This is a genomic window from Streptomyces sp. NPDC045678, assembly GCF_056432085.1.
Genome location: NZ_JBWKJS010000003.1, coordinates 34639 through 48395, shown reverse-complemented (window position 1 = coordinate 48395; position 13757 = coordinate 34639). Strand labels below are relative to the sequence as shown.

Sequence of the window (13757 nt, the reverse complement as noted above, 5' to 3'; positions counted from 1 at the left end):
GCCGGTCTGTTCACGAGGGCTTCGCACTCGGCCCGGGCGGACGGCGTGCGCGGCGCGTTCGCGATTACGGTCCGTGCAGGGTCCGTATCCCCAATTCGGACCAGTGGTCGATCTCGCCTACACTCGATGCCGTGCCACGTGGTGACGGTCGACTCAATCACGATCTGCTTCCCGGCGAGAAGGGCCCCCAGGACGCTTGCGGCGTCTTCGGTGTCTGGGCTCCGGGCGAAGAGGTCGCAAAGCTCACTTACTTCGGGCTCTACGCCCTCCAGCATCGGGGTCAGGAATCCGCGGGAATCGCGGTAAGCAACGGCTCCCAGATCCTCGTCTTCAAGGACATGGGCCTCGTGTCCCAGGTCTTCGACGAAACCTCTCTCGGCTCGCTCCAGGGTCATATCGCGGTCGGTCACGCCCGCTACTCGACCACCGGTGCCTCCGTCTGGGAGAACGCCCAGCCGACGTTCCGTGCCACCGCGCACGGCTCCATCGCGCTCGGGCACAACGGCAACCTCGTCAACACCGCCCAGCTCGCCGAGCTGGTCGCCGCCCTGCCCAAGGAGAACGGCCGCGCGACCCAGGTCGCCGCGACCAACGACACCGACCTGGTGACGGCTCTCCTCGCGGGCCAGGTGGACGACGACGGCAAGCCGCTGACCATCGAAGAAGCCGCCACCAAGGTCCTCCCGGACGTGCAGGGCGCCTTCTCCCTCGTCTTCATGAACGAGAACACGCTGTACGCGGCCCGCGACCCGCAGGGCATCCGCCCGCTGGTCCTCGGCCGTCTGGAGCGCGGCTGGGTCGTCGCCTCGGAGTCCGCCGCGCTCGACATCTGCGGCGCCAGCTACGTCCGCGAGATCGAGCCCGGCGAGTTCGTCGCGATCGACGAGAACGGACTGCGAACGTCCCGATTCGCGGAAGCGAAGCCCAAGGGCTGTGTCTTCGAGTACGTCTACCTGGCGCGCCCGGACACGGACATCGCGGGCCGGAACGTCTACCTCTCGCGGGTCGAGATGGGCCGGAAACTCGCCAAGGAAGCTCCCGTCGAGGCCGACCTGGTCATAGCGACGCCCGAATCCGGCACCCCCGCCGCGATCGGGTACGCGGAAGCGTCCGGCATCCCCTTCGGCGCGGGCCTGGTCAAGAACGCCTACGTCGGCCGGACCTTCATCCAGCCCTCGCAGACGATCCGCCAGCTCGGCATCCGTCTCAAGCTGAACCCCCTCAAGGAAGTCATCAAGGGCAAGCGCCTCGTGGTCGTCGACGACTCGATCGTCCGCGGCAACACCCAGCGCGCCCTGGTCAAGATGCTCCGCGAGGCCGGCGCCGCCGAGGTCCACATCCGGATCTCGTCCCCGCCGGTGAAGTGGCCGTGCTTCTTCGGCATCGACTTCGCGACCCGCGCCGAGCTCATCGCCAACGGCATGACCATCGAGGAGATCGGCACCTCGCTCGGCGCCGACTCCCTCTCGTACATCTCCATCGACGGCATGATCGAGGCCACGACCATCGACAAGCCGAACCTCTGCCGTGCCTGCTTCGACGGCGAGTACCCGATGGACCTGCCGGACCCCGAGCTGCTCGGCAAGCAGCTCCTGGAGACGGAGCTGGCCGCGGGCCCGGCGTCCACGGCAGCGGCCGACGCGATCCGTCGCCCGTAAGACCCCACGCAGTACGACAGGAAAGTTCTCACCCACATGTCTGCTGAGTCTTTTGAGCATGCTCCGCATGCGGGCACTGGTGCCAGCTACGCAAGCGCGGGCGTCGACATCGAAGCGGGCGACCGCGCCGTCGAGCTGATGAAGGAGTGGGTCAGGAAGACCCAGCGTCCCGAGGTCGCCGGCCTCGGCGGCCTCGGCGGCTTCGCCGGGCTCTTCGACGCCTCCGCCCTCAAGCGTTTCGAGCGCCCGCTCCTGGCCTCCGCCACCGACGGCGTCGGGACCAAGGTCGACGTCGCCCGCCAGATGGGGGTCTACGACACCATCGGCCACGACCTCGTCGCGATGGTCATGGACGACATCGTCGTGTGCGGCGCCGAGCCGCTCTTCATGACCGACTACATCTGCGTCGGCAAGGTCCACCCCGAGCGTGTCGCCGCGATCGTGAAGGGCATCGCCGAGGGCTGCGTCCTCGCGGGCTGCTCCCTCGTCGGCGGCGAGACCGCGGAGCACCCGGGTCTGCTCGGCCCGGACGACTTCGACGTCGCGGGTGCCGGCACCGGCGCGGTCGAGGCCGACCGGCTGCTCGGCCCCGATCGCATCCGTAAGGGTGACGCGGTCATCGCCATGGCGTCCTCGGGTCTTCACTCGAACGGGTACTCGCTCGTACGGCACGTGGTCTTCGACCGTGCGGGATGGGCCCTGGACCGCCACGTCGAGGAGTTCGGCCGCACGCTCGGCGAGGAGCTCCTGGAGCCCACCAAGATCTACTCCCTGGACTGCCTGGCGCTCACCCGCACCACGGACGTCCACGCCTTCAGCCACGTCACGGGCGGCGGCCTCGCGGCCAACCTCGCCCGGGTGATCCCGGACGGCCTGCACGCGATCGTGGACCGGGGGACGTGGACGCCGGGCGCGGTCTTCGACGTGGTCGGCACGACCGGCCAGGTGGAGCGCCTGGAGCTGGAGAAGACGCTGAACATGGGCGTCGGCATGATCGCGATCGTCCCCGAGGAGTCGGCGGACGCGGCGCTCACCACCCTCGCGGACCGCGGCGTGGACGCCTGGGTCGCGGGCGAGATCACGGACCGCGGCGAGCACGCCACGGGCGCCGCCCTGATCGGTGACTACGAGAAGTAGACGGTGGTGCTGCCCTCCGGGGCAGCACAAAACCCGGTCCGGTGTGGTGACCACCCCGGACCGGGTGAAGTGCAGTTGCTACGAGAACTGCGAATGCCGCGTAGGCAACAGGTGCTGCGTATGCAACGAGGTCAAGCGCCGCGGCGCTGCGACGACGGACCGGACTCGTCGGAGTCCTCGTCCTCGTCGTCGTTGTACAGATCCGCGTACTGGGCGTACGGGTCGTCTTCCTCGTCGTCGTCTTCGAACGGCTCGCCATTCGGCGGCTGTTGCGAAGTCGAAGCGCCCAGCTCATTGGCCAGACGCGACAGGTCAGTCCCGCCGCTGCTGTACTTCAGCTGGCGGGCGACCTTCGTCTGCTTGGCCTTTGCCCGGCCGCGCCCCATGGCTCGACCCCCTCGGATACGGGGCTCGACGGCCCCAGAGTCTTGACACGCGTTCATGATCTGGAACGGGCTCTCCGTGGAGAGACCGGTCCGTAGGGCTTCCACGGTACCTGCTCCTGCGGCCATACGGTACGTCGCCCGCAGGACGCGCCTCGGCGCACGACCCTCGAGGAGCCCCGTCCTCGCTGGTCAACTGCGATTTTAACCTCTTCTTGGTGGGCGACCCGCCGACGGGGGTGAGTCTTGTCTCTCCTGTACGTCGACGGGGCCCTGTCAAAACGTCACACAGCGCCGGAACATCGGATTCCGGGCACGTTCAGCGCGCGTCGGACATGCGCTGTTCGGCGATCCTGTCGGCCGCGGCGGCCGGCGGGATGCCGTCCTCCTTTGCGCGAGCGAATATGGCGAGCGTGGTGTCGAAGATCTTCGACGCCTTCGCCTTGCACCGGTCGAAGTCGAACCCGTGCAGCTCGTCGGCGACCTGGATCACGCCGCCCGCGTTCACCACGTAGTCCGGCGCGTAGAGGATCGACCGGTCGGCCAGGTCCTTCTCCACACCCGGGTGCGCGAGCTGGTTGTTCGCGGCGCCGCACACCACCTTCGCGGTGAGGACGGGCACGGTGTCGTCGTTCAGCGCCCCGCCCAGCGCACACGGCGCATAGATGTCGAGGCCCTCGGTCCGGATCAGCGCCTCGGTGTCCGCCACCGCCGTCACCGACGGGTGCTTGTGGACGATCCGGGTCACCGACTCCTCGCGGACGTCCGTGATGACGACCTCGGCGCCGTCCTCCAGGAGGTGCTCGACCAGGTGGTGGCCCACCTTGCCGACGCCCGCGACACCGACCTTGCGCCCGCGCAGCGACGGGTCGCCCCACAGGTGCTCGGCGCTGGCCCGCATGCCCTGGTAGACACCGAACGCGGTGAGCACGGAGGAGTCGCCCGCGCCGCCGTTCTCGGGGGAGCGTCCGGTGGTCCAGCGGCACTCGCGCGCGACGACGTCCATGTCGGAGACGTACGTACCGACGTCGCAGGCCGTCACGTAGCGGCCGCCGAGCGAGGCGACGCAGCGGCCGAAGGCGAGCAGCAGCTCCTCGCTCTTGATCCGGTCCGGATCGCCGATGATCACGGCCTTGCCGCCGCCGTGGTCGAGCCCGGCCATGGCGTTCTTGTACGACATCCCGCGCGACAGGTTCAGGACGTCGGCGACGGCCTCCTCCTCGGTCGCGTACGGGTAGAAGCGGGTGCCGCCGAGGGCGGGGCCCAGGGCGGTGCTGTGGATGGCGATCACGGCCTTGAGGCCGCTGGCGCGGTCCTGGCAGAGCACTACTTGCTCGTGGCCTCCCTGGTCCGAGTGGAACAGGGTGTGCAGGACGCCGTTGTCTGCTTCGGTCACTGTGGTGACTCCCGGTCAAGTGCGGCGGTTGGGAGGGCTCCCGTACGGGTGGCGGGGGCCCGATGGGCATGAGACTAGAGGCTGTCCACCGACCTTGGCTTCCCGGTGCCGAGGATCACGTTTTCCGGCGCGTCCGCGGGGGAGAGAGGAGCCGTGCCCAAGGTGTCCTCGGTGACGGTCCCGTACGCGTCCTACCTGCGTGTGTACGAGCCGCTGGCCGCTTTTCCCGAGCCGGAGCGCGGCCACTGGGCGCGCTATGCCCGCCGCCCCGACCTGCCCTCCTGCCAGGACGAGCTCCGCCGCTCGCTGGCCGACCTGCTGCCCACGCCCCCGGTGCCCGTGCCGGTGCACGAGAGCGACGACGCGTTCGTGGCCGAGGTCGACGGAGTGCTGCACGTCTGCCCGTGGCGGACCCGGCTGCGCGGCTGGCAGGCGATGGAGGAGTTGGCGGGGCAGCTGCCCGGGCCGGTCCTGGACGCCGTGCTCCCCCCGGTGCTCCGCCGCCAGACGGCCGCGGACTACGAACAGTGGCTGGCCCGCAACCCCGACGCGCGCCCCTGGATCCGCACGTCGACGTGGCAGGTGCCGCTGCACTGGTTCGTGCTCGTCTCCGACGAGGAGCGCAGCCACGAGAAGGGGGAGCCGCCGGGGCTCCGCTACCGCACCCCGATGGTGGAGGCGCGGCGCCGGGTCGCGCGCGGGCTGCGGGCGCTGCGGGACGCGCTGGACGAGGGGCCGATCATCGAGGGGCTCATGGACGTCGGCCGGTGGCTGGAGGAGTTCCATCCCCGCTCCCTGGTCGAGCTCGACTACGGCGGGCTCGTGCACGCGGTCTCCGCCGACGAGCTCGACGAGGACCACTCGGCCGCGGACGTCGCCGAGGGAATCGAGGCGCTGCGCGCCGGCGACGGCGAGGCGGCGGGCGAGGCGTATGCAAGGCTCGTGGAGCGATGGCGGGCGGTCCGGGACCTTCGGTTCGCGAACTGAGGCCTCCGGCCTCCCCGGTGTCAGGACGTAGGTCCCGATCCGGGCCTTTGTCTCAAGCGTGACGGACCGCACTAACTGCACCCTTGCGCCCATCACCCCTCCTCGTGCCAAAATAGGACAAGGAGTCCGGGGAGGGCTCCTTCCGCCCAACTATGGGCGGAATGCTCAGCATTGCACTCTATGGGGGGTCTGTTGACTCCTGATCGCTCTGTGACTGATCGTCACTGTGGCGTGACTGTCCGCTATGGCATGGTCCATCGGCTTCCGTCGGTGATGAACACCTGGGAGGGCAATTCCATCGGTTTGGCCGACGCGGCTGGACGGATGGTGTAGTTGTAGTGCCGAGGACAAGCCGTTCGTCCTATAACCGACTCGACTCGCGTCCGCCATTTCGGGCAACGCGGGTCAAGGTGCAGAATTTAGAGGAATGAACCGAGAAGGTTCGGTTCTCCCGAGGAGGCCGCTCATGACCGCTCGCACCCCTGATGCCGAGCCGCTGCTGACCCCGGCTGAGGTCGCCACGATGTTCCGCGTCGACCCGAAGACGGTGACGCGTTGGGCCAAGGCTGGCAAGCTCACGTCGATTCGCACGCTCGGCGGACACCGCCGGTACCGCGAGGCTGAGGTCCGCGCACTGCTCGCGGGCATTCCGCAGCAGCGCAGCGAGGCCTGACGTACGTCAGAAGTACCGCTCAACCAGCAGTAACTCGTACAACTCGGGCGAAGAGCACCACTGCTGCCGGGTCCCCCAACCTGGCCGTACGTCCGACATGTGGCTACACGCGACGAGGGTCCTGCCCCAACGGGGCCCACGCCTGACTCACTTGGGTGCGTCGTTTCGATCGCGCTGGACTCCGCCGGGTCCAGCGCGATCTTTTTTGTGCGCGGAGGACGCGCTGGTGGGCGGGGTCTTAGCACCCTAGTTTGTCTCTGGGGAGTCTCGGGCCGGGGCCTGGGGGGAGTGCCCGGGCCGATCCCGGGGGATGGTGCAATTGCACATATTAAATTGGCCCGTTGTAGGGAGGGTGTAAGTTCCTAACTTCCTAAAACTTGTTCGGTGACACCCGTCACACGTCGTGAAGCTTGTTGCGCATGACACCCCTGCGCTAGAGGGGTTGTGGCGCCCAGCGAAACCGTATGTCGCCCTCCACTTCTCAGCCTCCCACCGGGGTGGGGGCCCGCGTGTCGTCTTTGGTCATGCGTCGGGGGGACTTTCGTCCCCGGCCGGTGCCTCCGGGCCGGCCGGCCCGGAGCGGGCGGCTGTGGCGCTCTCGCGCACGAAGGCCGCCTCGGGGGCCTCGTGCTCGCCGGAGACGCGCTGAGAGGGCTCCAGGGCGAGCCTCAGCAGTCGGTGGCAGATCGGGCAGTGCCGGGTCACGTGGCGGTATCTGGTGGCCGCCGCGAGGTGGGCGCGCAGCAGGGCGCGCGTCTCGTGCCGCGTGGATGCCGGAGAAGCGGACATGCGTCACCTCCTGGGGAGCCTCCCGCGACTCCCTGGTGTCCGGGGTACCGGCGGAATGTGACGGAGTCAAGATGCGGGCACCACAACGGGCCGCGCGCGGAGGCACGCGAAGAGGGGGCGCATCCATGGGATGCGGCTCCGCCGCGGGCGCGGCCTCGGGGTGTGCCGTAACGCAAGAGGGGCCGCACCTAACCGGTGCGGCCCTTCTTCTACTGCGGTCCTGACGGGATTTGCTGTGTTTGATTGCGGCTTCGCCGCGGGCGCGGCCTCGGGGTGTGCCGTAACGCAAGAGGGGCCGCACCTAACCGGTGCGGCCCCTCTTCTACTGCGGTCCTGACGGGATTTGAACCCGCGGCCTCCACCTTGACAGGGTGGCGAGCACTCCAAACTGCTCCACAGGACCTTGTTCGCGGCACTTGGTGTTGCGTTGTGCTGCGAGATGAGACTCTACAGCAGCGCAGGCCCGGCGGTCGAACTCACCCTGTGCGGTCGCCCGGTTACGGCACCGCCGCGTCGATCGCCTTCACGATCCGCTTGTCCGAGACGGGGTACGCCGTGCCCAGCGCGTGCGCGAAGTAGCTGACGCGAAGCTCCTCGATCATCCAGCGGATGTCCAGGACCTCCTGCGGCACCGGCCTGCCCTGCGGCATCTGTTCGAGCAGCCACAGGTATTCGTCACGCATCTCGTGGACCTTCTCCATGCGGGAGGTGTCCCGCTGGACGTTCGTCGGCATCTGCTGCAGGCGCCGGTCCGCCGCCACCATGTACCGCATCAGGTCCGGCAGCCGCCGCAGTCCCGTCGCCGTCACGAAGCCCGGCTTGACGAGGGAGTTCAGCTGCTCCCGTACGTCCGCGAGGTTCGCGAGGAGCGCCGGGCTCTTCGTCGACTTCAGCCGGCGCTCGCACGCCTGCCAGGCGGCGAGGACCTGCTGCACCTGGCCGACGGCGTGCACGGTCGTGTCGACGATCTCCGCGCGCACCTTGTCGAAGAGCTTGCGGTACGACTCCTCGTCCCAGACGGGCCCGCCGAAGTCCGCGATCAGCTTGTCCGCGGCGGCCATCGCGCAGTCGTCGAAGAGGGCCTGCACGGAGCCGTGCGGGTTCGCCGACAAGGCGATCTTCTGCTGGTTGGTCAGCTTGTCGGAGGCGAACTTGGCCGGATTGACCGGGATGTTGCGCAGGATGAGGCGGCGGGTGCCCTTCCACATCGCCTGGAGCTGCTCGGCCTCCGTGTCGAAGAGGCGTACGGAGACGGTGTCGCCGTCGTCCACCAGCGCCGGGTACGCCTTCACCGGCTGGCCCGCGCGGCGCGTCTCGAAGACGCGCGTGAGGGTGCCGAGCGTCCAGTCCGTGAGGCCCGTGCGCTCCACGGCCGCCCCGCCCGTCCGCTCGGCCGTCGCCGCGGCCGCCTGCGAGAGCGCCTTGCGGGCCTTCGGCTTCAGCCGGACCTTCAGGGCTTCCAGGTCCTTGTCCTCGGCGAGCTTCTTGCGCCGCTCGTCGGTGATCCGGAACGTGATCTTCAAGTGGTCGGGCACGCGCGTCAGATCGAAGTCGTCAGGCGAGACCGGCACGCCGACCATCCGCTGCAGCTCGCGCGCCAGCGTGACGTGCAGCGGCTCCTGGAGCGGCACCGCACGCTCCAGGAACGCCTTCGCGAAGTTCGGCGCGGGCACGTAGTTGCGGCGGACGGGCTTCGGCAGGGAGCGGATCAGCTCGATGACCACGTCCTCGCGCAGACCGGGGATCTGCCAGTCGAAGCCGTCGTCGGTGACCTGGTTCAGGACCTGGAGCGGGATGTGGACCGTCACGCCGTCCGCGTCCGCACCCGGCTCGAACTGGTACGTCACCTTGAACTTGAGCTGCCCCTGCCGCCACGAGTCGGGATAGTCGTCCTTGGAGACGCCCTGCGCCTTCTCGTTGATCAGCATCGACCGCTCGAAGTCGAGCAGTTCCGGCTCCTCGCGCTGCTTCTTCTTCCACCAGGAGTCGAAGTGCGCCCCCGACACGACGTCTTCGGGCACCCGCTGGTCGTAGAAGTCGAAGAGCGTCTCGTCGTCGACGAGGATGTCGCGGCGCCGCGCGCGGTGCTCCAGCTCCTCGACCTCGGTGAGGAGCTTGCGGTTGGCGGCGAAGAACTTGTGGTGCGTGCGCCAGTCGCCCTCGACGAGCGCGTTGCGGATGAACAGGTCGCGGGAGACCTCGGGGTCGATGCGGCCGTAGTTCACCTTGCGGTCGGTGACGATCGGGACGCCGTACAGCGTCACCTTCTCTATCGCCATCACCGCCGCCTGGTCCTTCTCCCAGTGCGGTTCGCTGTACGTGCGCTTCAGGAGGTGCTGGGCGAGCGGCTCGACCCACTCCGGCTCGATGCGGGCGTTCACCCGGGCCCAGAGGCGGGAGGTCTCGACGAGCTCGGCGGACATGATGAAGCGCGGGGGCTTCTTGAAGAGCGCGGAGCCCGGGAAGACCGCGAACTTGGCGTTGCGCGCGCCCAGGTACTCGTTGCGCCCGCCGCCGCGCTGCTTGGGGTCCTTCTCCTTGCTCTCCTTCGACTCCTTCACGTCCTTCATCCCGATGTGGGACAGCAGGCCGGACAGGAGGGAGATGTGCACGTGCTGCTCGGGGGCGTCGTCCTCGTTGAGGTGGATGCCCATCTGCTTGGCGACCGTGCGCAGCTGCGAGTAGATGTCCTGCCACTCGCGGATGCGCAGGAAGTTCAGGTACTCCGCCTTGCACATACGCCGGAAGGAGGAGGAGCCGCGCTCCTTCTGCTGCTCCCGCACGTACCGCCACAGGTTGAGGAAGGCGAGGAAGTCGCTCGTCTCGTCCTTGAAGCGGGCGTGCTGCTGGTCGGCCTGCGCCTGCTTCTCGGCGGGGCGCTCGCGCGGGTCCTGGATGGAGAGCGCGGCGGCGATCACCATGACCTCGCGCACGCAGCCGTTCTTGTCGGCCTCCAGGACCATCCGGGCCAGGCGCGGGTCGACGGGGAGCTGGCTGAGCTTGCGGCCCTGCTGCGTGAGCCGCTTCTTCGGGTCCTTCTGCGCCGGGTCGAGCGCGCCCAGTTCCTGGAGGAGTTGCACGCCGTCGCGGATGTTGCGGTGGTCCGGCGGATCGATGAAGGGGAACTTCTCGATGTCGCCGAGGCCGGCCGCGGTCATCTGGAGGATGACGGAGGCGAGGTTCGTACGGAGGATCTCGGCGTCCGTGAACTCGGGGCGCGAGACGAAGTCGTCCTCCGAGTACAGCCGGATGCAGATGCCGTCCGACGTACGCCCGCAGCGGCCCTTGCGCTGGTTGGCGCTGGCCTGGCTGATCGCCTCGATGGGCAGGCGCTGCACCTTCGTGCGGTGGCTGTAGCGGGAGATGCGGGCCGTGCCCGGGTCGATCACGTACTTGATGCCGGGGACGGTCAGCGAGGTCTCCGCGACGTTCGTCGCGAGGACGATGCGTCTCCCGGTGTGCTGCTGGAACACGCGGTGCTGCTCGGCGTGCGAGAGCCGGGCGTACAGGGGGAGGACCTCGGTGAACCGATAGTTCTTCTTGTTCAGCGCGTCCGCCGTGTCGCGGATCTCGCGCTCTCCGGAGAGGAAGACGAGGATGTCGCCCTTGCCCTCGGCCTGGAGCTCTTCGACGGCGTCCGTGATCGCGGTGATCTGGTCGCGGTCGGAGTCTTCGGAGTCCTCTTCGAGGAGCGGGCGGTAGCGCACCTCGACCGGATACGTGCGCCCGCTGACCTCGACGATCGGCGCGTCCCCGAAGTGCCGCGAGAAACGCTCGGGGTCGATGGTCGCGGAAGTGATCACGACCTTCAGGTCCGGGCGCTTGGGCAGCAGCTGGGCGAGGTAGCCGAGCAGGAAGTCGATGTTGAGCGACCGCTCGTGGGCCTCGTCGATGATGATCGTGTCGTACGCGCGCAGCTCGCGGTCCGTCTGGATCTCGGCGAGCAGGATGCCGTCCGTCATCAGCTTCACGAACGTGCCCGCGCCGACCTGGTCGGTGAAGCGGACCTTCCAGCCGACGGCCTCGCCCAGCGGGGTGTTCAGCTCCTCCGCCACGCGCTCGGCGACCGTGCGGGCCGCGATGCGGCGGGGCTGCGTGTGGCCGATCATGCCGCGCACGCCCCGGCCGAGCTCCATGCAGATCTTGGGGATCTGCGTGGTCTTGCCCGAGCCGGTCTCACCGGCGACGATCACGACCTGGTGGTCGCGGATCGCCTCGGCGATGTCGTCCTTCTTCTGGCTGACCGGCAGCTGCTCCGGATACGTGATCACGGGCATGCGGGAGCCGCGCTCGGCCATCCGCGCCTCGGCCTTCTCCACGTCCGCCGCGATCTCGGCGAGGACGGCGGCGCGGGCCTCGGGCTTGCGGATCCGGCGGGCACCCTCCAGCCGCCGGCCGATCCGGTGCTCGTCGCGCAGCGACAGCTCGGAGAGTCGGGGGGCGAGGGCGTCGAGGGCGAGGGCGGGCTGCGTAGACATACGGCGTCCAGGATCTCACCCGCGACTCGGCAGTGGCGAACCGATTTCCCGGGCGGGCCGCCCCGGCACGTACGATTCCGGGCATGTCGTCCCCCGCGCGCACGCTCTGGAGCCCCCTGGCGGGGGTGCTCCTCATCGTGCTCGGGCTGTTCTGCGCGCCCGCGGCGGCGTCCGGACAGCAGCCGGCGGAGCGGACGCCCGGGCGGGCGGCGACGGCGACGGCGGCGGCGATGCCGATGGCGACCGCGGCCCCCGCGGCCGACGGCCGCGAACAGCCGGGCTGCGGAAAGGGCGCACGGGGAGACGGCGAGCAGGGTCCGGCCGCGCCGCCGCGCACGAACTCCCCGCACGAACTGCTCCCCGCGCTCTGCGAGGCCCACGGCGCGACCGGCTCCTGGGGCGCCGACCAGGCGGTCCTCGACCTCGCTCCGGTACGCGGGCCGCCCGAGCTCGTACCGCTCTCACCCGTCGATCTCTCGGTCCTGCGCGTGTAGGAGGCCCCTGACTCAGGGGCCCCATCGACGTGTAAATCGACGTACAACAGGACAAGAGAGACCGCTCTGATGCCCAAGAACGACACCAAGAACGGCAACGGCAGCAAGAAGAGCCGCAACATCGCCATCGGCGCGGGAGTCGCCGTCGCCGCGGTGCTGCTCGGCGTCGCCTCGTACACGGCGACCAAGCCCGCCGACTCCTCCGGCGGCGGCACCGTCAAGGAGGAGGCCGCGGGCGCCGCGCCCGCCACCGAATCGCAGGCCGGTGTCTACCCCGAGCTGGAGAAGCTCGCCCGGCGCGACGCCGGGGACCCGCTCGCGCAGGGCCGCGCGGACGCGCCCGTCGTGATGATCGAGTACGCCGACTTCAAGTGCGGCTTCTGCGGCAAGTTCGCCCGCGACACCGAGCCCGGCCTCGTGAAGAAGTACGTGGAGGACGGCACCCTGCGCATCGAATGGCGTAACTTCCCGATCTTCGGCGCGGACTCCGAGCGGGCCGCGCGTGCCGCGTGGGCGGCGGGCAAGCAGGGGCGCTTCTGGCAGTTCCACGAGGCCGCGTACGCCGAGGGATCCAAGGAGAAGGGCTTCGGCGACGACCGCCTGAAGGAGCTCGCCGAGGACGCCGGGGTCAAGGACGTGGACCGCTTCGTCACCGACGCGGGGAGCGACGCGGCCAAGAGCGCCGTGAAGAAGGACCAGGAGGAGGCGTACGGCCTCGGGGCCGCCGCGACGCCGTCCTTCGTGATCAACGGGCGGCCCGTCTCGGGCGCCCAGCCGGACCAGGTCTTCCACCAGGCCGTCGAATCGGCCGCCAAGAGCGCGAAGAGCGCGAAGGCGGGCGGCAAGGGCGGTTCCGAGTGACCGCCGACGTCGGATACTTCGCCGCGTTCCTCGGCGGACTCCTCGCCCTGGTCAGCCCGTGCAGCGCACTGCTCCTGCCGGCGTTCTTCGCCTACTCGATCGACTCCACCTCGCGCCTCGTCGCACGCACCGGCATCTTCTACGCGGGACTCGCGACGACCCTGGTGCCGCTCGGCGCCGCCGGGTCCTACGCGGGGCGCTTCTTCTTCGGCCACCGCGACCAGCTGGTGCTCGTCGCGGGCTGGCTGATCATCGGGCTCGGCGCGCTCCAGATCCTCGGCATGGGCTTCGCCTCGCGGCGGATGGCGGAGCTTTCGGGCCGCATCCGCCCGACCACGGCGTTCTCCGTGTACGCGCTGGGCGTGGTGTACGGGCTCGCCGGGTTCTGCGCGGGGCCGATCCTCGGCAGCGTCCTCACGGTGGCCGCGGTGAGCGGAAGCCCGGTGTACGGAGGGCTGCTGCTCGCCGTGTACGCGCTGGGGATGGCCGTGCCGCTCTTCGTGCTCGCCCTGCTCTGGGAACGGTTCGACCTGGGGCGGCGCAGGTGGCTGCGGGGCCGGACGTTCCGGCTCGGGCGGTTCGAACTGCATACGACGTCGCTGCTGTCCGGCCTCTTCTTCATCGCGCTGGGCGCGCTGTTCCTCGCCTACGACGGGACGACGGCGCTGCCCGGCCTGCTGGGCGTGGACGATTCGTTCGCGGTGGAGCAGTGGGCGGGGGACCTCGGCAGGGCGGTGCCGGACTCGGTGCTGCTCGTGGGGGTCGTGGTGCTGGTGGGGGCCGTGCTCGGGGTACGAGGGTGGCGCAGGCGCGAGAGCGACAGGCCGGATTCACCCGTTACCGCAGGTTCGTCCGTTAGTGAGGATTCGCCCGTTACCAAGTGAGAAGGATGCGTATACGT

The 13757-nt window shown here is 69.4% G+C and carries 11 protein-coding genes and 1 tRNA gene; 7 read left to right on the top strand and 5 right to left on the bottom strand.

What is annotated here, in order from left to right; all coding sequences use genetic code 11:
* Positions 1–131: 131 nt before the first annotated feature.
* Together purF and purM are read left to right on the top strand one after the other, a co-directional pair.
* On the top strand, positions 132–1658 hold the full coding sequence (gene purF / locus AC07DO_RS11070; protein ID WP_479058661.1) for an amidophosphoribosyltransferase: 1527 nt from the start codon (positions 132–134) through the stop codon (positions 1656–1658).
* 36 nt (positions 1659–1694) lie between these two features.
* Positions 1695–2795, top strand: a complete 1101-nt coding sequence (purM, locus tag AC07DO_RS11065) for a phosphoribosylformylglycinamidine cyclo-ligase (protein WP_479058659.1) — start codon at positions 1695–1697, stop codon at positions 2793–2795.
* Positions 2796–2926: 131 nt separating this feature from the next.
* On the opposite strand, the gene AC07DO_RS11060 is transcribed toward purM, so the two are convergent.
* Both AC07DO_RS11060 and AC07DO_RS11055 read right to left on the bottom strand, forming a co-directional pair.
* On the bottom strand, positions 2927–3181 hold the full coding sequence (locus tag AC07DO_RS11060; RefSeq protein ID WP_055568369.1) for a DUF3073 domain-containing protein: 255 nt from the start codon (positions 3179–3181) through the stop codon (positions 2927–2929).
* 316 nt (positions 3182–3497) lie between these two features.
* The gene (locus AC07DO_RS11055) at positions 3498–4574 is read right to left on the bottom strand and encodes a Leu/Phe/Val dehydrogenase (RefSeq protein WP_479058657.1); all 1077 of its coding nucleotides are present in this window, start codon (positions 4572–4574) and stop codon (positions 3498–3500) included.
* 153 nt (positions 4575–4727) lie between these two features.
* On the opposite strand from AC07DO_RS11055, the gene AC07DO_RS11050 reads away from it, so the two are divergent.
* Both AC07DO_RS11050 and bldC read left to right on the top strand, forming a co-directional pair.
* On the top strand, positions 4728–5561 hold the full coding sequence (locus AC07DO_RS11050) for a DUF8083 family protein (RefSeq protein WP_479058655.1): 834 nt from the start codon (positions 4728–4730) through the stop codon (positions 5559–5561).
* A 466-nt stretch (positions 5562–6027) separates the two neighbouring features.
* Entirely contained in the window at positions 6028–6234 is a 207-nt protein-coding gene (gene bldC / locus AC07DO_RS11045) for a developmental transcriptional regulator BldC (protein ID WP_003949541.1), read from the top strand.
* 522 nt (positions 6235–6756) lie between these two features.
* On the opposite strand, the gene AC07DO_RS11040 is transcribed toward bldC, so the two are convergent.
* The 3 genes from AC07DO_RS11040 to hrpA form a co-directional block, all read right to left on the bottom strand.
* Complete coding sequence (locus AC07DO_RS11040) at positions 6757–7023, bottom strand: DUF6274 family protein (protein ID WP_479058653.1); 267 nt, start codon at positions 7021–7023, stop codon at positions 6757–6759.
* Between the two features lie 328 nt (positions 7024–7351).
* Positions 7352–7426 (bottom strand) — tRNA-Asp (locus AC07DO_RS11035).
* Positions 7427–7520: 94 nt separating this feature from the next.
* Positions 7521–11501: an ATP-dependent RNA helicase HrpA gene (hrpA, locus tag AC07DO_RS11030; RefSeq protein ID WP_479058652.1), complete on the bottom strand. Its 3981-nt coding sequence runs from the start codon at positions 11499–11501 to the stop codon at positions 7521–7523.
* Between the two features lie 83 nt (positions 11502–11584).
* Between hrpA and AC07DO_RS11025 the strand changes: the two genes are divergently transcribed.
* The 3 genes from AC07DO_RS11025 (at position 11585) to AC07DO_RS11015 (ending at position 13740) form a co-directional block, all read left to right on the top strand.
* A complete protein-coding gene (locus AC07DO_RS11025) occupies positions 11585–11995 on the top strand; it encodes a hypothetical protein (protein ID WP_479058650.1) in 411 nt (136 codons plus the stop codon).
* A gap of 69 nt (positions 11996–12064) precedes the next feature.
* A complete protein-coding gene (locus AC07DO_RS11020) occupies positions 12065–12856 on the top strand; it encodes a DsbA family protein (RefSeq protein ID WP_479058648.1) in 792 nt (263 codons plus the stop codon).
* Positions 12853–13740, top strand: coding sequence for a cytochrome c biogenesis CcdA family protein (locus tag AC07DO_RS11015; protein ID WP_479058646.1), 888 nt, complete (start codon positions 12853–12855; stop codon positions 13738–13740). Before AC07DO_RS11020 ends, AC07DO_RS11015 begins: the two co-directional genes overlap by 4 nt.
* Positions 13741–13757: the final 17 nt, after the last annotated feature.

Bases quoted from the DNA above. Each gene is read 5' to 3' on its own strand.
- purM (WP_479058659.1), top strand. From the start codon at position 1,695: ATGTCTGCTGAGTCTTTTGAGCATGCTCCGCATGCGGGCACTGGTGCC.
- AC07DO_RS11060 (WP_055568369.1), bottom strand. From the start codon at position 3,181: ATGGGGCGCGGCCGGGCAAAGGCCAAGCAGACGAAGGTCGCCCGCCAG.
- bldC (WP_003949541.1), top strand. From the start codon at position 6,028: ATGACCGCTCGCACCCCTGATGCCGAGCCGCTGCTGACCCCGGCTGAG.
- AC07DO_RS11040 (WP_479058653.1), bottom strand. From the start codon at position 7,023: ATGTCCGCTTCTCCGGCATCCACGCGGCACGAGACGCGCGCCCTGCTG.
- hrpA (WP_479058652.1), bottom strand. From the start codon at position 11,501: ATGTCTACGCAGCCCGCCCTCGCCCTCGACGCCCTCGCCCCCCGACTC.
- AC07DO_RS11025 (WP_479058650.1), top strand. From the start codon at position 11,585: ATGTCGTCCCCCGCGCGCACGCTCTGGAGCCCCCTGGCGGGGGTGCTC.
- AC07DO_RS11020 (WP_479058648.1), top strand. From the start codon at position 12,065: ATGCCCAAGAACGACACCAAGAACGGCAACGGCAGCAAGAAGAGCCGC.